Source organism: Bacillus sp. FDAARGOS_235, assembly GCF_002073415.2.
In the GTDB taxonomy this organism is placed as follows: domain Bacteria; phylum Bacillota; class Bacilli; order Bacillales; family Bacillaceae_G; genus Bacillus_A; species Bacillus_A toyonensis.
The window spans coordinates 4,266,118-4,290,021 of the sequence record NZ_CP020437.2 but is presented as its reverse complement, the minus strand read 5'-3'; the positions used below and the strand labels follow the sequence as shown (position 1 = coordinate 4,290,021).

The window sequence follows — 23,904 nt, the reverse complement described above, 5'->3', positions numbered from 1 at the left end:
AAAGTTACCTTCCATCGGTAACTTTTATTCCTTACTTCTTACAGCTGGTAATATAATAATCGCTTCAGTACCTTTTCCGCTTTCGCTTTTATATTCCAGTGTACCATTATGCGCTTGTAAAATACTAAATGTCACCATAAGTCCTAATCCTGTCCCTTTTTCTTTTAAAGAATAATACGGTTGTCCAAGCCTTGCTAACTGTTCTTTTGTCATACCAACGCCACTATCTTTAACTCTTATTACGATTGTTTCGTCTTTTTGAACAGCCGTTACTTTTAAATATCCTTTATTTCCTTGAATTGCTTCAATACCATTTTTAACAACATTCATAATAGCTTGCTTCAATTTCGTCTTATCACCAATCGTATAAAGGCTCTCAGAAATCTCAACTTGCAAATATACACCTTGCATCGCTGCAAATGATGACATTAAAGTAGTCATTTCTATAAGTTGCGCGGATAAACAAATGTGTTCTTTTTTCTCAATTTGCGGTCTTGCTAAATTTAAATAATCTGAAATAATTTGTTCCGCCCGATCTAATTCAGCTAATACGAGACGCATATAGTCCTTATTCTTCATTTCTTCCGTACTTTCTAGCAATTGGATAAATCCACGAACAACAGTGAGCGGATTTCGAACCTCATGTGCAACACTTGCTGCTAATTCACTTACGATATTAAGTTTTTCTGATTTTTGCATCTCAGTACGTAGTAATGCGTTTTCATTTAAATATTCCGTTAAATACACCTGAAATACCATAGTCATAACCATAATAAGCGAGGCAAATATAAATCCGCTATATATTTGCGAAATATACGGTGTAAAACCTGTTTCTAACAGCACATTAATTATACCAAATACTAGAAAAACCAACACATAAAATGACGAAATCATAAATGCTAAAATTAGCTTCTTACCCCTTGAAAAAAGAGACCATTTCTTTGATAAGAACAATGGAACTATCAATAGAAATATTACTTCTACAACTGGAAGAATGCTCATTCCTTTTAGTGCCCATTCATATGTAACAAAAATAACTGCTGGGATTAAACCGACAATCCCACCATATAAAAAACCACTGACAATTGGGATTGGGTGAAAGTTATACCCGCAAACATTGTCAAAACAAATAGAATATGTCATGGAGAGAACGAGCGTAACGCTAGATAAAAACATAATAAAGTAACGATTCGGCTTCGGAGGCATTTCTTGATAGCGATTTAAACGAATCGCTTCATATAAAAATAATGGCAAAATAATGATGGCAATTTGGATCAATAAATCACGGATAAGCTCCATAGCCTCTCATCCCCTATATGTATTTTGATATGATTATATCATTTTATTAGTTTATTTGTTTTAAAATTTTGATTTTTCTTAACATATTTGTTAATTCTTTGTTAACAACACATATTAATTGTTACAGATTTTCGAAATGATTGTAAACCCTGTACCAAATTTCCTTCATGCAGTATACAATGAATACGGATTACAAAGAAAATATAAAAAATACTTCACTAGACGGACAACTATAGTAAAATACAGCATATAATCCATACTATCTATGTTTACAAATAAGTGATCATTACTTTAGTAGGAGGAAGATAAATATGGCAGGTACTACGCTTGTTTTAAAAGAAGAAAATTTGGTAGTTCTAGAAAATGTTGAAAAATCAGTGTATGAGGAATTACAGCATAAAACAGGAGAAGCAGATTGCACATGTGCTGTGAACGAATCAGTTGTTCACCTTGGCAAAGTATCCTCTGTACTTTGGAATGAAGATGAAATAGATTGGGAATACGGATACTAAAAAGCCGCTTATAGCGGCTTTTTTTCTGTTCTCTCTTTCTAAATTTCATATACAAAGCGCAATCATAGAAAGTATGATAAAATGAACTTAATTTTCAAACGGAAGAAAGGGAGATACAATGGAACAATTCATTAATCCTAGAGTAAAGGACATCCAAATTTCTGGAATCCGCCAATTCTCTAATATGATTCAAAACTATGATAATCTTATCTCTTTAACAATTGGGCAACCCGATTTCCCTACACCTTCTCTCGTAAAAGAAGCGGCAAAACGGGCCATTACAGAAAATTATACAAGCTACACACATAACGCTGGTTTACTAGAATTACGAAAGGCCGCTTGTAACTTTGTAAAAGATAACTACGATTTACATTATTCAGCTGAAAACGAAACCATCGTTACAATCGGTGCTAGTGAAGCAATTGACGTTGCATTCCGAACGATTTTAGAGCCCGGGACAGAAGTAATTTTGCCTGCTCCTATTTATCCAGGTTACGAGCCTATTATTCGACTATGCGGCGCAACGCCAATTTTTGTAGATGTTCGTGAAACTGGATTTCGTTTAACTGCTGCAGCACTAGAAAATGCTATTACAGAAAAAACGAGATGCGTCGTACTGCCATATCCTTCTAATCCAACTGGTGTAACTTTATCAAAAGAAGAATTAAAAGATATTGTATCAGTCTTAAAAGATAAAAATATTTTTGTTCTTTCAGATGAAATTTACAGCGAACTTGTATACGAAGAAAAACACACATCTATCGCCCATTTCCCAGAAATGCGTGAAAAGACGATCGTCATTAACGGTTTATCTAAATCACATTCTATGACTGGCTGGCGTGTTGGACTTTTATTCGCACCAAACTATTTAGCAGGACATATTTTAAAAGTTCATCAATACAATGTAACATGTGCTACTTCAATCGCCCAATATGCCGCAATCGAAGCATTAACTGCCGCTAAAGACGCACCGAAGATGATGCGCCACCAATACAAAAAACGCCGTGATTACGTATATAATAGACTCACTCAAATGGGGCTAACAGTTGAAAAACCAACAGGTGCATTTTACTTATTCCCATATGTTGGCCATTTAACATCTTCATCATTTGATTTTGCACTTGATCTAGTAAAAGAAGCTGGACTAGCCATCGTTCCTGGAACAGCATTTTCTGAGTATGGTGAAGGTTATCTTCGCCTTTCCTATGCATATAGTATCGAAACTTTAAAAGAAGGCTGTGATCGTTTAGAAGCCTTTCTACAAAAAAAAGCTAAGAGTTAAACTCCTAGCTTTTTTATGCATAATGATCACATGTTTGACGCTTCAATAATTTATGCGGAATAATGATACACTTGGCAGTAGATTCAGCATTCTCTACTTTATCAACTAAAGCTTTTGCTGCTTCATATCCTAACTGATATATATTCACATCAACTGTTGAAAGCGGCGGACTCGCAATTTCTGATAATAAAGCATTATTAAAGCTTACAATTGAAACGTCTTTCGGTACAACGAATCCTTTTTTAGAAAGCGCACTTAACACACCAAGTCCAATTAAATCATCCGTAGCTATAATTGCTGTCGGTGGTTGTTTTAGTCCCATTAACTCTTCAACAGCTTGTTGACCACTTTCCCTTGAAAAATCAAAATGTAAAATATACTCTTTCGGTAATACAATGTCTGCTAATTTTAAAGCATCACTCATACCTGCTAAACGATCTCTTGTTACAAGTAAATCTGAGCCACCACCAATGAACGCGACCTGTTTATGTCCTAGTGAAATTAAATATTCTGCCACTTCTCTTGCAGCTGTATAATTGTCATTATCTACATATGTGATTTCATCTTTTCGATCATATGGTTTTCCAATTAAAACAAACGGGAAGTTTTGGTCATGCAAGTATTGAATAATCCGATCGTTCTCTCTTGAATATAAAAGAATAATACCACCAATTTGACGCCCTTGTACCATTTTTACAACACCATTAAAAATTTCATCTTCCGTTTCACCTGTCGACATATAAAGTGCATACCCTTCCACATGTGCAAATGAACTAATTCCTCTTATAACTTCCGGGAAAAACGGATTTTGAAAAGCTTTACTTGCAGAGCTTGGCATAACAAGACCAAGTGTCTTCGTCGTTTGGTTCGCAAGGTTTCTTGCATTTAAATTTGGATGATATCCTAATTCACTCATTACTTTTCGAACACGGCGCTTTGTCTTTTCACTTATACTTGGATTATCAGCAATTACACGAGAAACAGTTGATGGTGCTACGTTCGCCTTCTTCGCCACATCTTTAATTGTAACTGTCATAAAAAATCCCCTCCTCTCACTTCTCTGCCATTTTTCATATATTTTATCTTGCACTCGTTGCAAGTCATAGGAGAAGTCATAAACTTTCATTTATTTATTTTATCTTGCAAAACTTATCATATTCTCCCTCTCCATGTATTGTAAGGGATATAGCTCTTTTTTCCTATACTATAATATACTATTTATTTCACTTATTTTCACATGTGATGTCAAATCTCTTTTCATCTCCCTATAAAGCTTTTTATAGGGAGATGAAAAGAAAAATGGGACGTAATGTCCCATTTTTCATCCTTTCGTACCTCCAGCTGTTAAACCAGAGATAAAGTATTTTTGTAGTGATAGGAATAAAATTGAAATTGGGATTGCAATTAATACTGAACCCGCTGCAAACGTCGTAAATTCATTACCAAATTTCTTCGCTACCATTTCATATAATCCAACTGCTAAAGTATAATTTTCTGGTGTGCGCAAAATGATACTCGCTAAAATGAAATCTGTAAATGGACCGATGAAAGTGAATAACGCTACAACCGCTACGATTGGCTTTGCAAGCGGCATAATGATTTGCCAAAAAATACGAAAATGCCCTGCTCCATCCATACGAGCTGACTCATCCAATTCTTTCGGAATCGTATCAAAATACCCTTTCATAAGCCATGTATTCATAGGGATTGCCCCGCCTACATAAATTAAAATTAATGCAAGGTGTGTATCAATTAATCCTGTTAACTGCGCTAATACGTATAGAGCGATTAACGCTGCAAAGTTCGGAATCATTTGCAGAATTAAAAATGTTAGTAAGCCATTTTTTCTTCCAACAAAACGGTATCTCGAAAATGCATAAGCAGTAAAACTAATTGCTAACACTGAGAAAATCATCGTTAAAACACTTACTTTTAATGTGTTTTTATACCATAGTAAGTAATTACTATTCTCTAGATCTAATAACTTACGATAATGATCTAACGTTGCATTTTGCGGAATAATACTTGATCCAGATAAACTATCACCCGGATTAAACGATGAGCCAATAATCCATAATAATGGATAGAAAATTATGGCACACATTACAAAAATAACGAAATAGCTTAATGAGAGACGTAACATCTTCTGTCTTTTAATATTCATTTACATCATATCCTCTTCTTGGAATGATTTTGTTCTCTTAAATTGCCATAACGCAACTGTAATAACGATTAACGATAAAATCATTGTAAGAGCTGCTGCTTTCCCGTACTGCGCTGAAGTCATCGTCAACTTATAAATCCATGAAATTAAAATATCTGTTCCACCTGCATCTTGTCCAGCTACAGCAGGTCCTCCGCCGTTAAATAGATAGATAATACTAAAGTTATTAAAGTTAAACGTATATTGCGTAATTAATATTGGTGCTGTTGCATATAAAACAAGTGGCAATGTAATTTTACGAAACTGTTGCCAAGCTGTCGCTCCATCTACTGTAGCCGCTTCATATAATTCTCCTGGAATCGATTGCAAAATACCTGTTGTCATTGCAAAGACGAATGGGAACCCAAGCCACGTTTGAATCATAATTAAAGCTATCTTCGCCCAAAATGGATCTGTCATCCAAGCTATCTTTTCAATTCCGAATAACGCCAATACTTGATTGTTAATTGCTCCAAACGTTTCATTAAACATACCAGAGAAAACAAGAATAGATACGAATGCTGGAACAGCCCACGGTAAAATGAAGATTGTTCGAATAATTGCCTTCCCTTTAATACCAGGCTGATTTACGATAATCGCTAAAAAAATACCGAGTGCAACTTGTAATGTCGTTGCAACGAATGTCCAAATGACCGTCCAAGAGAATACACTTAAAAATGTCTCTCTCCACATCGGTAGTGTGAAAATATCAATAAAGTTTTTAAAGCCCACCCAATCTACTAATTTAGCTGGAGGAGAATGATATAAATCATAGTTCGTAAATCCAATTAAAATTACGAAAATGATTGGAAATACAACAACAAAGATAAGTAGTAGAAAACCTGGCGAAACCATTAAATACGGAAAGCCTTGATCTAATAAATTACGGTATTGCTCTTTTACAGAGTTTAAAGGTGTTCCGATATCACGTTTCTTTCCATTTTGATACGCATCATATAAATTAAATGCATATATTCCGAGTCCAAACCCGATAACGATAAGTGCTAAGATCCCTTCCACTAATAGAAAGACAGAATGATCACGTGGAACTTCTGTACCAAGCGTTACAATCCCCCATAATCCCATATTTAATAAATCAGCAAAGGCTACAATAAATGAACCTGTTAATACTAGAAAAATAAGACCTTTTACAAATTGTTTATTATACATTTGGCCCACGCCCGGAATGATTGATAACATGGTTGCCATTTTCCTATGTTTTGAACCGTTCATATCTTTCATTGGTTCCATAGATGTTTGCATATTCCTTCCCCCTTTTTTCTTCCTACTTGGAAGGGAGAGAATTCGTGCCCCTCATATTAGAGGCACGAACTTCACCTTATTTTTTCTTGTTATGATTTGCCTCAATATTACCTTTAATTTGCTTCACTGCACTATCAAGAGCTGCTTTTGGCGCCTCTTTATCTGTAACAACTAATTGAAGGGCATCTCCAGCTGGTTTCCATACTTCTTGCATTTCTGGAATGTTTGGCATTGGAATTCCATTTTCTGATTGCGTTGCAACCGCTTTTGCAGCTTCGTTATCTTTAATAATCGGATCTTCCATTACTGATTTTACTGGCGGAATTTCTTTCGTTTTCTCAAATCTAATTTTCGCGTTTTCTTCATTCGTTACCCATTCAGTGAATTTAGTAGCTAAATCATTTTGTTTAGAGAAGCTTGTTACATGCCATCCTTTTACCCCAACGAACGTTTTCATCGGTTGACCATTTGGTAATTTTGGCATTGGAGCAACACCATAATCAATTCCGTTCTTTTCCATCGCTTGGAACGCCCATGGTCCGTTCATGATAGAAGCTGCTTTTCCTTCATTAAATAATCCATCAGCAGCAGGTCCACCAGATTCACCGATAATACCTTTCGGGAATAGTTTTTCTTTGTACCATTTCTGAAGATATTCAGCACCTTGTACAGCACCACTATTATTTAACCCAACATCACTTGCATTTGGTTTTCCATCTTTTTCACCAAACACATAACCACCCATACCTGCCATGAATGCATTAGCAAAGTAGAAATTATCTCCTAATGTTAAAAATCCGTACTTGCCATCCTTTGTAAAATCTTTTGAGAAGTTAAACAATTCGTCCATTGTTTCTGGTGCTTTTTGCATAAACTTTTTATTGTAAATAAAGACTGGTGTTTCAATCGCTTTTGGTAAGCCATATAGTTTCCCGTTATATGTCTGTGCTTCTATTGATAAATCAGTAAACTTACTCTTAACAGCATCATCTGCTTTCACTTCAGAAAGTAAGCCCTCTGTTACTGCATTTCCGATTTGATCGTGTGGCAATGTTACAACATCCGGTCCAGTCCCCGCTGGTCCATCAAGACGTAACTTCTTCACTTGATCTGTCATTTGCATTTCAACAACTTTTACTTTTACTTTATATTTTTCCTCAAAGCTTTTCACTGCTGGTTCTAAACCAACGCCTTTTTTATCATCTTCCCAAACGAGAAGGTCATAGTCTTTCTTCGCTTTACTTTCCTCTTTTTTCCCTGAATCTTTCGGCCCACATGCAGATAACATACCAATTGATAATGCCGAAACCGTTAATAATGATAATGCTTTCTTCATCCCCAAAAACCTCCCTAAATTGTCTATGTACCTCACTAATTGAAAACGTTTGCATTTGAAAGTTTAATAGAAGCGCAAACCTTATCTCAAATCTATGAAAACGTTTGCGCTATTTGTCTATCATTATACATTCTTTTATTCATTTTGCAAATATTAATTTTAAAAATAATGTCATTATGCTCTTTATACATTGACTTTATATGAAATGAATACTACTCTTATAAGCAATATTAAAGCTAATAGAAAGGCAATCGTTTGCAATACAGGCTTTATTATTACATTTAAGGGAATAATATGTATAGAGATATTAAAGGGGGATTTTCTATATGCTTAAAGAAGCCGTTTACCATAGGCCGAAAGATAATTATGCATACGCTTACGATGAAAAAACAATTCACATCCGAATACGTACTAAGAGAAACGATGTTCAAATCGCCACTCTTATTTATGGTGACCCTTACGAATGGACAGATGGAAAATGGATTACGTCAAATACGCCGATGAACAAAACTGGTTCTACTGCATTATTTGATTATTGGTCCATTTCAATCGAACCAAAATTTAAGCGCTTACGTTATGGATTCGAATTAAAAACTGAGACAGAAACTCTTATTTATGCAGAACGAGGCTTTTTCTCAAACATTCCAGATGACGATGTCGGTAACTTTTTCTGCTTTCCATTCATTCATACAAAAGACGTTTTCATGGCACCACCTTGGATTAAGGACACAGTATGGTATCAAATCTTCCCAGAACGATTCGCTAACGGGGACAGCACATTAAATCCAGCAAACACCCTCCCTTGGGGAAGTACCGAACCAACTCCAACTAATTTTTTCGGAGGAGATTTTGCTGGTATTATTCAAAACCTTGATTACCTTGTTAAACTTGGGATTTCCGGAATATACTTCACACCTATTTTTAAAGCTCATTCAAACCATAAATATGACACTATTGACTACATGGAAATCGATCCGCAATTCGGGACGAAAGAAACTTTCAAAGAACTTGTTGGGGCATGTCATAAACACGGTATAAAAGTAATGCTCGATGCTGTGTTTAATCATAGTGGCTACTTTTTCGATAAATTCCAGGACGTACTAGAACATGGTGAAAAGTCAGCATATAAAGAGTGGTTCCACATTCATGAATTCCCAATTATAACCGAGCCACTTCCTAATTATGATACTTTCGCATTTACACCGTATATGCCTAAATTAAATACTGCACACCCAGATGTAAAAGAATATTTACTTGAAGTAGGGCGTTATTGGGTAAGAGAATTCAATATAGACGGTTGGCGCCTTGATGTAGCAAATGAAGTTGACCACTGCTTTTGGAGAGAATTCCGAAGTGAGATAAAGGCGTTAAATCCTGAAATATATATTTTAGGAGAAATTTGGCACGACGCCCTCCCATGGCTACACGGAGATCAATTTGATGCTGTCATGAGCTATCCTGTTACAAATGCTCTACTTTCTTACTTTGCTAACAATTCCATTAAAGCAAGTGAATTCATGAAACAAATTACAGAATCCCTACATTCCTACTCTATGAATATAAATGAAGCCGCATTTCATTTATTAGACAGCCATGATACACCAAGAATATTAACAACATGTAACGGAGATAAAAATAAGTTAAAGTTACTCTATGTATTCCATCTTTCTTACATCGGCTCTCCTTGTATTTATTATGGAGACGAAATCGGTATGGATGGCGGCATGGACCCGGATTGCCGCAAATGTATGATTTGGGATACAAAAGAACAAGACCATGTATTATTTACACATATACAAACATTACTTTCATTACGAAAACAATATAAAGCATTTGGAGGACATGGTACATTCCAATTCATCGAAGCAAATGATGAACATAATTACATTTCTTATACGAAAACATATGGAGATGAAACTATCTTTTTCGTTTTAAATCCTACTAACGATGAAATTACAGCTTCACTCCCTATCCATATTACAAGGAAGAAAATAGTCAATATATATACAAGCGAAGAATTTTCAGCAGAAGCAAGTGTATTACAAGTTACACTTCCACCGCACGGATTCTCAATATTAAAATGGTAATAGAAAAAGCCTTATGCCGCTCGGACATAAGGCTTTTTCTTATTTCAATTTATACACCATTGCTTCATATGGACGCAATGTAACGTTTTCCATTAATCCATTTTCCGAGTCATAATTGTGTATTAACAGTTCTGATTCACTATAAACAATATTCTCAGGCAATTCAAATACACATTGATCCGCAGTGAAGTTTGCAATCACAAGTAGCTTTTCTTCTCCATATGTTCTTACATAAGCAAAAATAGAAGGGCTATTATCTAGTATTAAATCATACGATCCATACACAACTATTTCATTATTTTTGCGTAACTCAATTAATTTCTTATAGTAATAAAAAATTGATCCTTCGTCTTGGATTGCTTGTTTCACATTAATCTCTTTGTAATTAGGGTTTACCGTAATCCAAGGTTCACCCGTTGTAAATCCAGCGTGATACTGATCATCCCACTGCATCGGAGTTCTAGCATTATCACGACCTTTTATATAAATAGATTCCATGACTTTTTCTTTATCTTCACCACGGTCTATCACTTTTTCTTTATACATATTTAGCGTTTCAATATCTCGATATTCATCAATTGATTCGAATCGAACGTTAGTCATTCCGATTTCTTCTCCTTGATAAATATATGGTGTTCCTTTCATCATATGAAGCACCGTCGCTAACATTTTCGCAGATTCAGTACGATACATCCCATCATTACCAAAACGAGATACAACGCGTGGCTGATCATGGTTATTCCAATACAGGCTATTCCATCCTGTATGCTCTAATGCTTTTTGCCACTTTGTTAAATTCTGTTTTAAAGTAAGAAGTGGACATGGTTTTACATCCCATTTTCCGCCTTCTCCTGAATCTAAATCCATATGTTCAAATTGAAATACCATTTGTAGTTCTTTTCTAGCTTCTCCTGTATACAATTTAGCTTCTTCTGTCGTTACACCAGGCATTTCACCAACCGTCATAATATCATAATGAGACAATACTTCTTCATTCATTTCATGCAAATATTTATGAATGTTTGGACCGTTCATAAAATGCTTATGACCTGAAACATACCCCTCTTCTTCTGTTTCAACAGTCGGTAAACCTTCTTCTTTAGAAATAAAATTGATAACATCCATGCGGAATCCATCAATTCCTTTTTCTAACCAAAACTTCATCATTTCATAAACATCTTGTCTTACCTGTTCATTATCCCAATTTAAATCCGGCTGTTTTTTAGAAAACAGATGTAAATAATACTCATCTGTCATTTCATCATATTGCCATGCAGATCCACTAAAAGCTGCTCCCCAGTTATTCGGCTCTTTCCCTTCTTTTCCAGAACGCCATATATAGTAATCTCTATATTTATTATCTGTTGATTTACGTGATTCAATAAACCAATTATGTTCATCAGAAGTATGATTAACAACTAAATCCATCATAAGTTTCATATTACGTTCATGCATTTCATGTAATAGCTCATCCCAATCTTCCATTGTTCCGAACTCGTTCATAATTTTACAATAATCACTTATATCATAACCATTATCATCATTTGGAGATTCATAGACTGGCGATAACCAAATTACATCAATCCCTAATTCTTTTAAGTAATCTAGCTTTGAAATAATACCACGAAGATCCCCTATACCATCACCATTACTATCCATAAAGCTACGAGGATAAATTTGATATACTACACTTTCTTTCCACCATTGTTTTTCCATTATGCTACCCCATTTCATTAGTAATTCATTCTTCTCTTTCTCCCAAGGCGCAAACGTTTTCACTAATGAATGATAACAGATTCTATCTTAATTTAAAATAGCGCTTACAATTTTTATCCTTCTTTTTCTAGGAAAACATATGAAAACTACTACATATCACTCGAATAAATGAAAACGTTTTATTTTTTTATTTATTTTTTGAATCTATTCGTTTATAATAAATTCAAAGAAAACGTTTGCATAATTTTTTCTAGGGGGAAATACCATGGCAGAACTGAAATTAGAAAACATTTATAAAATATATGATAATAACGTAACCGCTGTAACAGATTTTAATTTACACATTCAAGATAAAGAGTTTATCGTATTTGTTGGTCCTTCTGGATGCGGAAAATCTACAACATTACGAATGGTAGCTGGACTTGAAGATATTTCAAAAGGAGAATTTTCAATTGATGGTAAGCTAATGAATGATGTTCCTCCAAAAGATCGTGATATCGCAATGGTTTTCCAAAACTATGCTCTTTATCCACATATGAGTGTATATGATAATATGGCATTTGGATTAAAGCTTCGAAAAATACCAAAAGATGAAATCGATCGTCGTGTGAAAGATGCCGCACGAATTTTAGGGCTTGAACAATATTTAGATAGAAAACCAAAAGCGTTATCAGGTGGACAACGCCAACGTGTTGCGTTAGGTAGAGCAATCGTTCGAGACGCGAAAGTTTTCTTAATGGATGAACCATTATCAAACTTAGATGCAAAACTCCGTGTTGCAATGCGCTCAGAAATTTCTAAGTTACACCATCGCCTTGGAACAACGACAATTTATGTAACACATGATCAAACAGAAGCAATGACAATGGCTTCCCGTCTTGTTGTTATGAAGGACGGAAAGATTCAACAAATTGGAACTCCAAAAGAAGTATATGAAACACCTGAAAACATTTTTGTTGGCGGATTTATTGGCTCTCCAGCTATGAATTTCTTCCGTGGTACATTAACTGAAACTGATTTCGTTATAGATAATTCATTGAAAACCAAAGTATCTGAAGGAAAAATGAAATTATTACGTGAACAAGGTTATGTAAATAAGGAAATCGTTTTAGGAATTCGTCCTGAAGATATTCATGATGAACTACTATTTTTAGAGGCTTCACAATCTACTACTTTCACATCAAAAATTGAAGTTGCTGAGTTGTTAGGTGCTGAATCCATTTTATATATGAAACTTGGAAATCAAGATTTTGCAGCACGTGTTGATGCAAGACATATATTCTCACCTGGAGACCAAATTAAATTAGCATTTGATTTAAATAAAGCGCATTTCTTTGATAGCCAAACCGAACAACGTATTCGCTAAAAAAATTTTCTTGTATATAACATACAAAAAAACCGTCCACATACATTGAGGGCGGTTTTCATTATTATACTAGGGCTTCTACTGTATGAAATGATTGTCCTTTCGTGCTAATACTACCGAAAATCGGTAAGTCACTAAGCACCACTTCTTCTTGCTGTTTCATAAAAGATGACGTTAATTGTTTTATCTCTATCCAAACGTCATTAATACAAAGTACATTGGAATCGTTCTCTTGTTGGCGAGAAAAAATAGAATCTATTTTATATAAACCAGCATTTTGAAAAAGCATATCAATGCGACTGAATGCATTCAAAGTAATACTGATAACACGTTGCCAATCTCCTTGTTTTTCCATATCATAGGATACAAAAAGGGCTTCTCCGCCTAGATTCGTAATTTCCTCCACTGTTGCTTGTCCACTATCTTGATCAATGTCCGTCACAATTACTTTTGCGCCTTGTTTAGCCAACAAAAGAGCTGTATTACGTCCAATACCGATGCCACCGCCAGTTACGATAGCAACTTTTCCTGCAAGCTTCATTTTCATTACCCCTTCTATAAGTCTTACCGTCATTCAGTATACTCCTTTATAAGATTAGTCTGCAAGCAAGAAAAGTTACTCTTTTATTTGTAAGCGATTACTTTTTTACTCCTTCTTTTTTCTTACTATTACACTGATCGAAAACGAGACCAACGAAAATTAAAACCCCCCAAAAGATTATGCTACCTCCCGTCATTACAACTTCCCCCTTCATTATATAAAGATATTATTTTCATTTATTATACCATTTTCTTAATTTTCAATCTATTGAAAAAGGACTTTCTACTTCGAAAAATATCCTTCCATAATAAAAAACCTTTTTATGTACAAGCATAAAAAGGTTTTTTATTATACTAGATTCATCACTTTTGTCTTTGTAATTAAATCATGAAAACCGCAATTATCTTTGCGGAACAACATCATATATACGTTGCATATTAACGGAATTCCAAGTAACAACATGTTCGGTAATAACAATACAAAAAATCGTAAAGTTAATGTTTGCAACGTTAATTTTTCACTCGTCAATGAAATCAATTTTGTTCTCGTTATTTTTTTCCCAAGTGTAACACCGTTCCAAATAAAAGGTAACAAAATAAAATATAGAACCATTAATATGAAAACTACTGCGAGATCATATCTATAGTCACCGAAACTTATATTAAACCGATTAAAAATAGCACTATAGTTTCCGGTCATAACAGCTACTACTGCACCATACATAACCGAGATTAAAAACATGTCAATTAGGGAAGCACCTATGCGATTCATTACAAGCGCTGGACGATGCATCTTCAACTTCATTTTATGTCGACTCCTTCGTATCCTTCTTTACCCGTTACATCGTACCACTTCTAAAAAACATTGTAAACTGGCGTTTCTCTTACTTTTCTTGTACAATGTGTTACAACAGCATTGTAAAGGAGGTTCCCATATTGAAAAAATGGATAATCCTATTCGTCGCCGTCCTATTAACTGCTTGTACAGGAAATACAAACCATGTATCTTATACGATTAACGATGAATACGAACTCATACGTACTTCTGGAAATGCATTTGAACTGTTCCCTACGCAAGATGCTGTATATGCCACACAATACATCCCTGCCAAAATTACAGACATCGCTTGGGATGATAAATACATTATTGTAAAACAAACAGAGGAAAAGTCAGATCCAAATAACCCTGACGCAGCAATTGCAAATAAAAAAAGTGAACATTATTGGATTATTGACGTAAAGCACAATAAACGTTTCGGTCCCTATAATGAAAAACAATTTAATGAACAAAAAGATGCGTTTAAAATTAAAGTGCCTTTTCAAAATGTAGATTCATACATAAAAGAAATAAAAAAACAGTCAGCATAATATATAGAATGCTGACTGTTTTTCCTTATATCATTTTAAAAACATATTACTCAGAAAGTGAAATGTTAAAACTTTGTGATTCTTTAACAGTTTCTTGTGTTTCTGTGTCTCCTGCCATTAAATCATCCGTTGTAAATTTAATATCCTTTACCTTTTCTTTTCCATCATCAAGTATTAAACCGATAATTCCATCTCTTGTTTCACCAGGCTTATAATCTTCTCTTGATACATTTTTCGTACCAACGAGCGTATCTTCATCATATAAAAAGTTTTGAGTCGCTACTTTAAAATGTTGCTTATCATTAATCGTAACATCATTCATAGAGAAAAATTGCATATTTTTATTCCCGCTATTTTCCACCTTATATGTAATTTCAACGTAACGAATCGTATCACTAATCTCTGTTCCACTTAGCGATGCATATAATTCAGCATCTTCTTGACTTACCTTATCGCCCAATCTACGCTTTACTTCGTCAGGAGTTAATGCCGTATATGCTTTTAATGTATTTTTTGCGTCTTCACTCATTTGTGATAAAGAGATTACTTTCACATCTTGTACATGAATTTTCATTGGTGCTACTTCAAATGTTTGATTCACAGAATGTATCTGCTCTAACTTGAAAGTACCCCATCCTGTTTCTTTCACTTTTTGCCCAATTTTTTTTAGCTCACGCCCACCATATTCTTTTGTTTCAGGAATAGATTCTTTCTTCTTCGGTTCAGCTTTCTTTTCTTCTTGATGGAAGCAACCACTTAACATAAGAAGAAAACTACATAAAACAAAAATACTTTTCCATGCTTTCATCATTTAATTTCTCCTAACACTATCATTCATTAAAATAAATTAGTCCCTAGTCTTGTAAACTATAGAAACAATAAGAAGTCCACAAAACGAACTTGTCAGTCCAGATACTATTATACCCCCTATTTGGAAAATATGAAAATAGGGATTTACGAACGCATGAACGATAAATATAATAGTTGCCACAATGATTGCCGAAACCCAATACTTCCTTTTTTCTGAAGCTATAATAATATCTTTCCCTGTTTCATCTTTATACTTCCATAGTACGTGTAATAGTAATAATAAACCAACACATGTACTCCCATGTTGCATATATTTATACACCGGAATACTATGTAATTCTCTTTGTAACAATGGTATTTCCATAACGAAGTAGCCTGTATTATGAGTAAACGCATCCCAAACAACATGCGTGAGCATACCAAATAAAGCAGAATAGCAAAATACAAAGAAATCCTTCCATGTATGAAGTCCCCACCTCTCATCTACTGCATATGTATAGTAGCCAGCAAATGGTTTAGCTAAATGTGTTATAAACGGCTTTTTTAAAATGTAATGATATATGTATGCTAATAGAAAGACAAGAGGTAAATTTAAATATAAGAACCCAAGCCACGTATGTCCAATCACGCCATACGGTCTAAAGTGTAAAAAATATTCAAAGTCAGGTGCCATACTACCTAATATAAGAGCCGTTACTGAAATATAATTAACCTGCTTTTTAGAAAAAGGGAGAACAGCTGCTGGATGCGCAAATGTAAACGGCATATTTTAACTCCTTTTCATATTTCCAATAGAATATCATCTATCATAACGAGAGAATTGACCTTCATGCAATGTTTATTTTCACATTGGAATATGATAGTTTCCATGTTATAATCCTCATGAAATATTCAGAAAATAAAATGGGAGTTCTCATGTCATTAACACTTTTCTTTTTTCTATGGAAGAACTTAAAAATTATAAAATATACGCCTGCTCTCGTTGGCTTTATAAGCGTTCTTTCCATTTTTATATTGCAGAGAATGACGTTCGGCTGGGAAAATCTCGGTTTTGGCGCACTTTATTAGCAAGTCGTCTTACACTTGTATTTTTTGCTTTTTTTAAATCAAAATCCGTTATGAATTGAGGTTTATATATTGATTGACGTACCCTTTTTAAAAAGTGTCACATTAAAAAAAGAAGATATCCCTAGCTTTTCCGCATATCCTTACTGTTTACCCGCTATTCGAACATTACAATCGCTCCTTTTCCATCCAAATGTAACATTCATTATTGGAGAAAACGGAACAGGTAAATCAACACTACTTGAAGCAATTGCAATTGCTTTAGGTTTTAATGCTGAAGGTGGAACGAAGAATTTCCGTTTTAGCACAAATAATTCACATTCATCTTTACATGAATATCTTCGAATTTCAAAAAGTTTTAATACACCAAGCGATGGTTTCTTTCTTCGCGCTGAATCATTTTATAACGTCGCTTCTTATATCGATGAAATGGATGCTGATCCAGAAGCACGCGGAAATCCAGTTATTGACTCATATGGTGGTATCTCACTACACAAACAATCACATGGCGAATCATTTTTCTCCTTATTTATGAACCGTTTTTCAGGACAAGGTTTATACATTTTAGATGAGCCTGAGGCAGCTTTATCCCCGATGAGACAACTTTCCATGCTCATTCGAATGCACGAACTAGCTGAACAAGGTTCACAATTTGTTATTGCCACGCATTCCCCTATATTAATGGCTTATCCTGAATCTACTATATATTCTTTAACACAAGAGGGGATTCACGAATCATCTTTAGAAGAAACGGAGCATTATCAAACGACGAAACTTTTCTTTGAAAATCGCGATCGATTATTCCATCATCTATTTGAGTCGTAAAAAAGAAGCAGCAAACGCTGCTTCTTTTTTATAATGCTTCTATAAATAAGGCAACCCCGATACCGCCACCGACGCATAAAGAGGCAATTCCTTTTTCTAATCCACGTCTTTTTAATTCATGAATTAAACTTACAGTGATACGAGCTCCTGTACAACCGATTGGGTGTCCAAGTCCTACACCACTACCGTTTACATTCACTTTTTCACGGTCTAAACCTAATTCTTTCTCTACAGCTAGGTATTGCGCAGCGAAAGCTTCATTAATTTCAAGTAAATCTGCATCTTCTAATGACCAATCTACTTTTTCTAATCCTTTACGAATTGCTGGTGCTGGTCCAATTCCCATAATTTTAGGATCTACTCCAGCTACTGAATAGCCAACAATTCTAGCTAACGGTTGTAAGCCTTTTTCTTTCGCTTTTTCTTCACTCATTAATACTAGAACTGCACTTCCGTCATTAAGACCAGATGCATTCCCTGCCGTTACAGATCCATCTTTACGGAAAGCTGGTTTTAATCCAGCTAATTTTTCCGCTGTAATATCTGCACGCGGATGTTCATCCTTAGAAAATACAATTTCTTTTCTACGCTCTTTTATTGTAATAGGAACAATTTGATCGTCAAAGTATCCAGACTCGATTGCTTGTAGTGCCAATGTATGACTGCGAAGCGCAACTTCATCTTGTTCCTCTCTTGTAATTTCATATTGTTCAACTAAATTTTCCGCTGTTTCACCCATCATAATATGATGAATCGGATCTTCTAGCACTTCCCACACCGTATCACGAATTTCTCCGTGCTGTAGACGTTGTCCCCAGCGGTGCTGTTTCAATGCATAAGGGCTCGAACTCATCGCTTCTACTCCACCTGCAATAACAACATCACTCACACCTAATTGAATTTGCATTGCAGCTGACATAATTGCTTGCATACCTGAAGAACATTGGCGTTGGATTGTATAGCCCGTAACTGTGTCAGGAAATCCTGCCGCTAATGCAGCCGTTCTCGCCGTATTTGCTTCATCAGTTCTTTGAATACAATGACCTAAAATTACTTCATCAACTTCATGTGGTTCTACCCCGCCTCGTTTTACAGCTTCCTGAAGTACAGGAACAGCTAATTCTACTGGTGTTATATTTTTTAGTGCTCCTCCGAAAGTTCCAATTGGTGAACGAACTGCAGCTGTAATGACAACATTATGCATTTTGTACTTGCCCCTCTCTTATGTACCCTAGTCAGTTTTTAGGTGAAATTCCATAAGATGTATATCTAAAACTATCATACTATAAACATACTAAAAAATCAAAATATTTAATATAATAAAAATAGAAGGAATTAACCTTCTATTCTGTTAATGCGTATAGGAATTTTTGTAAAATCTTCTCTGTTGTTTTATTCAAATTCGGTAACTTATCTACCGGAAAATATTGAAGCTGTAATCCTTCATGATCAAGCTTAACTTCCCCACTCACATGATGCCCCTGATACAGATGAATGACATTAAAAATTTCATCTCCATTTGGATATTGGAAGTACACTTCTTTTCCCGAAAGAACCCCGATAAATTGCATAATTTTCGCGTTTAGTCCCGTCTCTTCAAATAGTTCTCTGCGAGCAGTTTCTTCTGTCGTTTCTCCTAGCTCCATCGCTCCGCCAGGTACACCCCAATCATATGTGTCTGAACGATATTGAAGCAATACTTCTTGCCTATCATTTAATATAATAATTGCTGATCCTACTAAAATAAGTGGCCTTGTACCAACGACTTTACGTAACTCTTCAATATACCCCAATATGTAAACTCTCCTTTCCTCACCCTCCCTTATCATAACAAAATTTTTCTCATTTTGTTGATGTAAATTTCAAGAAAAAAAGGAAGCTTTCGCTCCCTTTTTTCACTTTATTTCTTAAAACTTTCATATTTTACAGCTTCAAAAGCTTCTTCAATTTCATCATTACGATAATGAACGTATGTAAAACGCCCCAATTCTACTAATCTTGCTATTTCTTGTAACGCTTTATGTTGATCATATGTTTCCCCCAGCTTAATATGTACGTAAAACTTCATTAATGGATGTTCATATACAGGTTCTCCCACCTCTACATATACATCTTCAACCCCTTGCACAACTTTTACATAACTCGCAAATTGATAAAGAGCTTCTCTGTCTGAAACGATTTTTAATGTATACATATATTCTCCCCCTTTCCTTTACTATATCAAAAAGATGACCATACTACGTTATAGAACTATGAAATTTTTTCGACTTGTAGTCTATATATTCATGTAATAAACAAGGCGTTTATCCATACATAGCACCTTTTTCTCACATATATTATAGGAAGAATTTTTTCATTTGAGGTGTTCCCTATGGATCCATACGTCAATATATGTATTTGCATTACGCCAGGCGCCAACATTTCTGAAGACCGTATCGCAAAAGATTTAGCAGTCGCAGAATCAATTTGGCACCCCATTACATTTCAAATTCAAGAAGTAATTGTATTAAATGAGCTTTTTCGTTTTTCAGACCGTGAAATTAGTTATAAAAATTCTATTCAAAGTCAGGAAAAATTAGCATCCTTTTTCCAAACGTGTGTAAATGAAGCTCCAGAATGTGATCTTTATATTTGTTATATTGGCAGTGATTATTTTAAAGAAACAGCAGTAATTGCCTGTGCTTACTCTTTAGCTAAACAACAACAACTTACTGGTTATATCGTTTTAACAAATTCAGCCGCTCCTATGAAAAATATATATACGCTCGCTCACGAAATTGGCCATATTTTATTCACAAGGCGCGTTCACGGAAAACTTACACATGCAGATCCTCATTCTCCAACTGGCTCGGAACACCACCCTTCTCCATCAAATCTGATGTACCCTATAGTCCCCCGTCCAGAAAACGTCCATATTCATTCCTTATTAACAAACGAACAAAAAGAACTCTCTTTACAAAGCTCTTTATTACAAAGAAAAAAACAGTAACAATCTTATTACTGTTTAAAACAACTTATTTAATCAACAAACCAAGTCCCGGCTGCTAGAAATAAAAATAGACAACTAAACGTAAATGTAATCCCTCTAAAAATCCCTATATAATATTTCTTTGGAAATAATTTTTTGCATATCCAGAGCAGCCTTTTTCCTATTAACCCGAAGAACAAAATATATCCTGATGTGTCATCTAATAAAGTATCAAAATAGTTATCATGTACCTTTTTCGAAAAGGTAGTATATAGCCCGAAAATTGTTAAACCTAGAAATATAATAGATAATATACCTAGAAATATACTTTGCATATTTGTTCCCCTCTCAATAAAATATTCCGTTCGCTCAATATCAGTAAAACACTAGTTTACAGTTTTTTGCTCTTCATTTTTTAAAGACCATCGCATTAATACATATAAACTTCCATACAGAAGTAAAGGCTCTAGTATTCCCCAATATGGGTTTTGCTTTCCTAATTCTTTAAATACAAACATAATTAATAGCGGTATAATAACAACTAGCATTCCAATCCATCCAAGTATGTACGCTTCCCCAATTAACAATACTAATAAGACAATTCCAGCTAGTATGTAACTTTGTATAGTAGTTAATTGCAATACAGGTGTCCCATACCATTTATTCATAAACATTAATAATACTAGTAATAAAATTGGTAGCAAAGCTGCTACATAAATAATGCTAAATTCTTTTATTTTGCTTTTAAATGATGACATCTTAAAAGCAAAAATAATACCCACAATAGTAATCATTAAAACAATTGGGTATCCAATCAATTGTACATTCGTTAATGTAAATTCATGATTCGGACTTTCAAATAAAATATTTGTAACTAACCAGTATCCACCAATACCAATAATCATTCCTAAAATACTTTTTATACTCCCGCTTTTATCCTTCTCCATCTCTTTCACCAATTCTTCTGCATACTCTTTTGGTGAATCACCAAATATATCACTTACCGTCTTCCCCTTTTTTTCACCTTCTATTAAATGAAGTTCTGCATCTTCTAGAAAAGCGTCCACATCTTCTTCTTTAATCCCTTTTGTTATTAAATATACTTTCGTATCGATTAAAAACTCTTCTCCTTCTTTAGAAACCTTCATTATAACCCCTCCCTTAATTAACCGTTTCTCTTCTATTCGTCTTCATCATAATTTCAACGAAAATTAAAATAAATAAACTTCCGTATAAACATATAATCTGAAATAACATTGGCATGAGATCTTCTGATGTAAATGCTTGAAATACTAACATAATAGAAAGAGGAATAATTAAATATAAGTTTTTAAACCATCCTTCAAAATACATGTTTATAGCTACTGTCATGATAAAGATCCCACCAGCTAACATATAACTTTGCATTTGGGTGAATGTAACCATCTTTGTAGGATATATTACATCTAATACCGTAACAACTCCTAATAAAAACATTGGAGCAATCATGACTAAAGACCACATAGAAAACCACGTTTTTGTAAAGCTTGTTACAAAGGTCATTTTACGAAGCAAAAAATTAGGGCCTAACACAGCTAACATTAATGTGAAACTATAACCAATGCACTGAATAAGTGAAATTTGTAACTTTCCGTTATTCACTATTAAAATAGAAGCAATAATCCAAAATGCTACGATATTCATTACTGTAAAACCAATTTGCTTCCACGTTTCCTGTCTATCTCTTTCCATCACTTTTACAAGTTCATTAGCATATTCTTTCGGCGAACTTCCAAAAATTTCTTCTACACTTTTCCCGTCACTCTCACCTTCTATTAAATGCAACTCTGCATCTTCTAAAAAGCTTTCCATATCGCTTTCTTTCACACTCTTTGCGGTCAAAAACAATCTCATATCTAACAAAAACTTTTGTGCTTCACTTGATAGCATTATTTTCTTCCCTTCCCTTCAAGTAGACGTTCTACACTACTTTGCATCGCTTCCCAGCGACCCATAAATTCATCCAGTTCATCTTCTCCCTTTTCTGTTAACGTATAATACTTCCTTTTTGGACCAGATGGAGATTCCTTCATTACACTTGATATTAACCCCTCTTTTTGCATCCGTATTAACAACGGATAAATACTTCCCTCACTCGCCATTGTAAAACCATACTTCGCTAGCTTTTCACTCATTTCATAACCGTATATTTCACCTTCAGAAATAATAGCAAGTAAGCATCCTTCTAAAATCCCTTTCAGCATTTGACTTGTCGACATAATTGAAATCCTCCCACTATCTTGTTTTACAAGATAGATAAGCGTAAGTATCTTGCTTTACAAAATAGTATAGCAGAGACTATTTTGTAAAACAAGATAGCTAACGGATTTTTTCCAAATGTTTGCAGGAATTTCGTAGTTCCCCCTCTAAATAGAGCAATGAGGGAACTTTTATTATGAAGGAGTGTTTTCCATCATGGTTACAAATCGAGTTGTCTTTTTAACAGGTGCTGCGAGTGGTATTGGTTATGAAATGGGGAATACCTTTGCAAAAGAAGGCGCAAAAGTTGTTATTACTGATCGCCTTGAAGATCGTGCGAAAGAAGCTGCTGAGCAATTACAAAAAGAAGGCTTTCAAGCTATCGGTTTACAATGTGACGTTACATCTGAAGAAGAAATTACAGTAGCGCTTTCTCAAACAGTTAGTCATTTCGGTTCATTAGACGTATTAATTAACAATGCAGGAATGCAACATGTTTCACCGATTGAAGATTTTCCAACTGAGAAATTCGAGCTTCTTATTAAAATTATGCAAATCGCTCCATTTATCGCCATCAAACACGCTTTTCCTATTATGAAAAAACAAAAATACGGCCGGATTATTAACGTCGCTTCTATTAATGGCCTTGTCGGATTCGCCGGAAAAGCTGCCTACAATAGCGCAAAACATGGCGTAATTGGACTGACAAAAGTTGCCGCATTAGAAGGTGCTACCCATGGAATTACTGTTAATGCACTTTGCCCTGGTTATGTCGATACCCCTCTTGTACGTAATCAACTACAAGACTTAGCTACTACACGAAATGTACCGCTTGAAAATGTTTTAGAAGATGTCATTTATCCACTTGTACCACAAAAACGTTTATTACAAGTACAAGAAATTGCTGATTATGCTATGTTTTTAGCGAGTGAAAAAGCAAAAGGCATAACTGGTCAAGCTGTCGTTATCGATGGTGGTTATATTGCTCAATAAAGTGAAACTTTAATCAGTGGGGCTTCATCCCCC

At 34.7% G+C, this 23,904-nt stretch carries 26 protein-coding genes and 1 pseudogene; 9 read left to right on the top strand and 18 right to left on the bottom strand.

Annotation, left to right across the window (positions count from 1 at the left end; all coding sequences use genetic code 11):
* Positions 1-24: 24 nt before the first annotated feature.
* On the bottom strand, positions 25-1,299 hold the full coding sequence (locus A6J74_RS24525; RefSeq protein WP_000420366.1) for a sensor histidine kinase: 1,275 nt from the start codon (positions 1,297-1,299) through the stop codon (positions 25-27).
* Between the two features lie 311 nt (positions 1,300-1,610).
* Here A6J74_RS24525 and A6J74_RS24520 point away from each other — a divergent pair, with 311 nt between their 5' ends.
* On the top strand, positions 1,611-1,811 hold the full coding sequence (locus A6J74_RS24520; RefSeq protein ID WP_000929282.1) for a hypothetical protein: 201 nt from the start codon (positions 1,611-1,613) through the stop codon (positions 1,809-1,811).
* A 118-nt stretch (positions 1,812-1,929) separates the two neighbouring features.
* On the top strand, positions 1,930-3,093 hold the full coding sequence (locus A6J74_RS24515; protein WP_000434560.1) for an aminotransferase A: 1,164 nt from the start codon (positions 1,930-1,932) through the stop codon (positions 3,091-3,093).
* A 13-nt stretch (positions 3,094-3,106) separates the two neighbouring features.
* On the opposite strand, the gene malR is transcribed toward A6J74_RS24515, so the two are convergent.
* From malR to A6J74_RS24495, 4 genes are all read right to left on the bottom strand, one after another.
* Positions 3,107-4,129, bottom strand: coding sequence for a maltose operon transcriptional repressor MalR (gene malR / locus A6J74_RS24510; RefSeq protein ID WP_000219032.1), 1,023 nt, complete (start codon positions 4,127-4,129; stop codon positions 3,107-3,109).
* A 285-nt stretch (positions 4,130-4,414) separates the two neighbouring features.
* The gene (malD, locus tag A6J74_RS24505; protein WP_001022595.1) at positions 4,415-5,257 is read right to left on the bottom strand and encodes a maltosaccharide ABC transporter permease MalD; all 843 of its coding nucleotides are present in this window, start codon (positions 5,255-5,257) and stop codon (positions 4,415-4,417) included.
* Positions 5,258-6,559: a maltosaccharide ABC transporter permease MalC gene (gene malC / locus A6J74_RS24500; RefSeq protein WP_001195001.1), complete on the bottom strand. Its 1,302-nt coding sequence runs from the start codon at positions 6,557-6,559 to the stop codon at positions 5,258-5,260. It abuts the gene before it with no gap.
* Between the two features lie 76 nt (positions 6,560-6,635).
* Entirely contained in the window at positions 6,636-7,895 is a 1,260-nt protein-coding gene (locus tag A6J74_RS24495) for an extracellular solute-binding protein (protein ID WP_000709915.1), read from the bottom strand.
* Between the two features lie 326 nt (positions 7,896-8,221).
* Between A6J74_RS24495 and A6J74_RS24490 the strand changes: the two genes are divergently transcribed.
* A complete protein-coding gene (locus A6J74_RS24490; protein ID WP_000910467.1) occupies positions 8,222-9,982 on the top strand; it encodes an alpha-glycosidase in 1,761 nt (586 codons plus the stop codon).
* A gap of 39 nt (positions 9,983-10,021) precedes the next feature.
* Here A6J74_RS24490 and malL read toward each other — a convergent pair whose 3' ends face one another.
* On the bottom strand, positions 10,022-11,698 hold the full coding sequence (gene malL, locus A6J74_RS24485; RefSeq protein WP_000415210.1) for an oligo-1,6-glucosidase: 1,677 nt from the start codon (positions 11,696-11,698) through the stop codon (positions 10,022-10,024).
* 265 nt (positions 11,699-11,963) lie between these two features.
* Between malL and A6J74_RS24480 the strand changes: the two genes are divergently transcribed.
* Positions 11,964-13,064, top strand: a complete 1,101-nt coding sequence (locus tag A6J74_RS24480) for an ABC transporter ATP-binding protein (protein ID WP_000818939.1) — start codon at positions 11,964-11,966, stop codon at positions 13,062-13,064.
* Between the two features lie 64 nt (positions 13,065-13,128).
* Here the strand turns inward: A6J74_RS24480 and A6J74_RS24475 are convergent, their stop codons facing one another.
* The 3 genes from A6J74_RS24475 to A6J74_RS24465 form a co-directional block, all read right to left on the bottom strand.
* Positions 13,129-13,638, bottom strand: coding sequence for an SDR family NAD(P)-dependent oxidoreductase (locus A6J74_RS24475; RefSeq protein ID WP_080609612.1), 510 nt, complete (start codon positions 13,636-13,638; stop codon positions 13,129-13,131).
* Positions 13,639-13,702: 64 nt separating this feature from the next.
* Positions 13,703-13,801 carry a hypothetical protein gene (locus tag A6J74_RS24470; protein ID WP_000145640.1) on the bottom strand — a complete coding sequence of 33 codons (99 nt, stop codon included), beginning with the start codon at positions 13,799-13,801 and terminating at the stop codon, positions 13,703-13,705.
* A gap of 152 nt (positions 13,802-13,953) precedes the next feature.
* A complete protein-coding gene (locus A6J74_RS24465) occupies positions 13,954-14,409 on the bottom strand; it encodes an RDD family protein (protein ID WP_000769093.1) in 456 nt (151 codons plus the stop codon).
* A 131-nt stretch (positions 14,410-14,540) separates the two neighbouring features.
* On the opposite strand from A6J74_RS24465, the gene A6J74_RS24460 reads away from it, so the two are divergent.
* Positions 14,541-14,972: a DUF3997 domain-containing protein gene (locus A6J74_RS24460; protein ID WP_000758796.1), complete on the top strand. Its 432-nt coding sequence runs from the start codon at positions 14,541-14,543 to the stop codon at positions 14,970-14,972.
* Positions 14,973-15,018: 46 nt separating this feature from the next.
* Here A6J74_RS24460 and A6J74_RS24455 read toward each other — a convergent pair whose 3' ends face one another.
* Together A6J74_RS24455 and A6J74_RS24450 are read right to left on the bottom strand one after the other, a co-directional pair.
* Positions 15,019-15,783, bottom strand: coding sequence for a hypothetical protein (locus tag A6J74_RS24455; protein WP_000973887.1), 765 nt, complete (start codon positions 15,781-15,783; stop codon positions 15,019-15,021).
* A 36-nt stretch (positions 15,784-15,819) separates the two neighbouring features.
* The gene (locus tag A6J74_RS24450) at positions 15,820-16,548 is read right to left on the bottom strand and encodes a DUF4184 family protein (RefSeq protein WP_001116885.1); all 729 of its coding nucleotides are present in this window, start codon (positions 16,546-16,548) and stop codon (positions 15,820-15,822) included.
* Between the two features lie 116 nt (positions 16,549-16,664).
* Between A6J74_RS24450 and A6J74_RS30750 the strand changes: the two are divergent.
* Positions 16,665-16,909, top strand: a pseudogene (locus tag A6J74_RS30750) (hypothetical protein).
* A 10-nt stretch (positions 16,910-16,919) separates the two neighbouring features.
* On the top strand, positions 16,920-17,672 hold the full coding sequence (locus A6J74_RS24440; RefSeq protein WP_000567990.1) for an AAA family ATPase: 753 nt from the start codon (positions 16,920-16,922) through the stop codon (positions 17,670-17,672).
* Between the two features lie 28 nt (positions 17,673-17,700).
* On the opposite strand, the gene A6J74_RS24435 is transcribed toward A6J74_RS24440, so the two are convergent.
* The 3 genes from A6J74_RS24435 to A6J74_RS24425 form a co-directional block, all read right to left on the bottom strand.
* Entirely contained in the window at positions 17,701-18,876 is a 1,176-nt protein-coding gene (locus A6J74_RS24435) for an acetyl-CoA C-acetyltransferase (RefSeq protein WP_000552062.1), read from the bottom strand.
* A gap of 139 nt (positions 18,877-19,015) precedes the next feature.
* Positions 19,016-19,465, bottom strand: coding sequence for an NUDIX hydrolase (locus A6J74_RS24430; protein ID WP_000540531.1), 450 nt, complete (start codon positions 19,463-19,465; stop codon positions 19,016-19,018).
* Between the two features lie 107 nt (positions 19,466-19,572).
* The gene (locus A6J74_RS24425) at positions 19,573-19,866 is read right to left on the bottom strand and encodes a DUF3928 family protein (protein WP_000288323.1); all 294 of its coding nucleotides are present in this window, start codon (positions 19,864-19,866) and stop codon (positions 19,573-19,575) included.
* Between the two features lie 177 nt (positions 19,867-20,043).
* On the opposite strand from A6J74_RS24425, the gene A6J74_RS24420 reads away from it, so the two are divergent.
* Positions 20,044-20,661, top strand: a complete 618-nt coding sequence (locus A6J74_RS24420; protein WP_000371630.1) for an ImmA/IrrE family metallo-endopeptidase — start codon at positions 20,044-20,046, stop codon at positions 20,659-20,661.
* 29 nt (positions 20,662-20,690) lie between these two features.
* Here A6J74_RS24420 and A6J74_RS24415 read toward each other — a convergent pair whose 3' ends face one another.
* From A6J74_RS24415 to A6J74_RS24400, 4 genes are read right to left on the bottom strand one after another with little or no spacing between them, the layout of a single operon-like run.
* Positions 20,691-20,975, bottom strand: a complete 285-nt coding sequence (locus A6J74_RS24415) for a hypothetical protein (protein ID WP_001190630.1) — start codon at positions 20,973-20,975, stop codon at positions 20,691-20,693.
* A 51-nt stretch (positions 20,976-21,026) separates the two neighbouring features.
* Positions 21,027-21,788: a DUF1129 domain-containing protein gene (locus A6J74_RS24410; RefSeq protein WP_000868628.1), complete on the bottom strand. Its 762-nt coding sequence runs from the start codon at positions 21,786-21,788 to the stop codon at positions 21,027-21,029.
* Positions 21,789-21,801: 13 nt separating this feature from the next.
* Positions 21,802-22,569, bottom strand: coding sequence for a DUF1129 domain-containing protein (locus A6J74_RS24405; protein WP_000952881.1), 768 nt, complete (start codon positions 22,567-22,569; stop codon positions 21,802-21,804).
* Positions 22,569-22,898, bottom strand: coding sequence for a PadR family transcriptional regulator (locus tag A6J74_RS24400; protein WP_000107973.1), 330 nt, complete (start codon positions 22,896-22,898; stop codon positions 22,569-22,571). The genes A6J74_RS24405 and A6J74_RS24400 overlap by 1 nt, the downstream gene beginning before the upstream one ends.
* 196 nt (positions 22,899-23,094) lie before the next feature.
* Here A6J74_RS24400 and A6J74_RS24395 point away from each other — a divergent pair, with 196 nt between their 5' ends.
* On the top strand, positions 23,095-23,871 hold the full coding sequence (locus A6J74_RS24395; protein WP_000258447.1) for a 3-hydroxybutyrate dehydrogenase: 777 nt from the start codon (positions 23,095-23,097) through the stop codon (positions 23,869-23,871).
* Positions 23,872-23,904 lie beyond the last annotated feature (33 nt).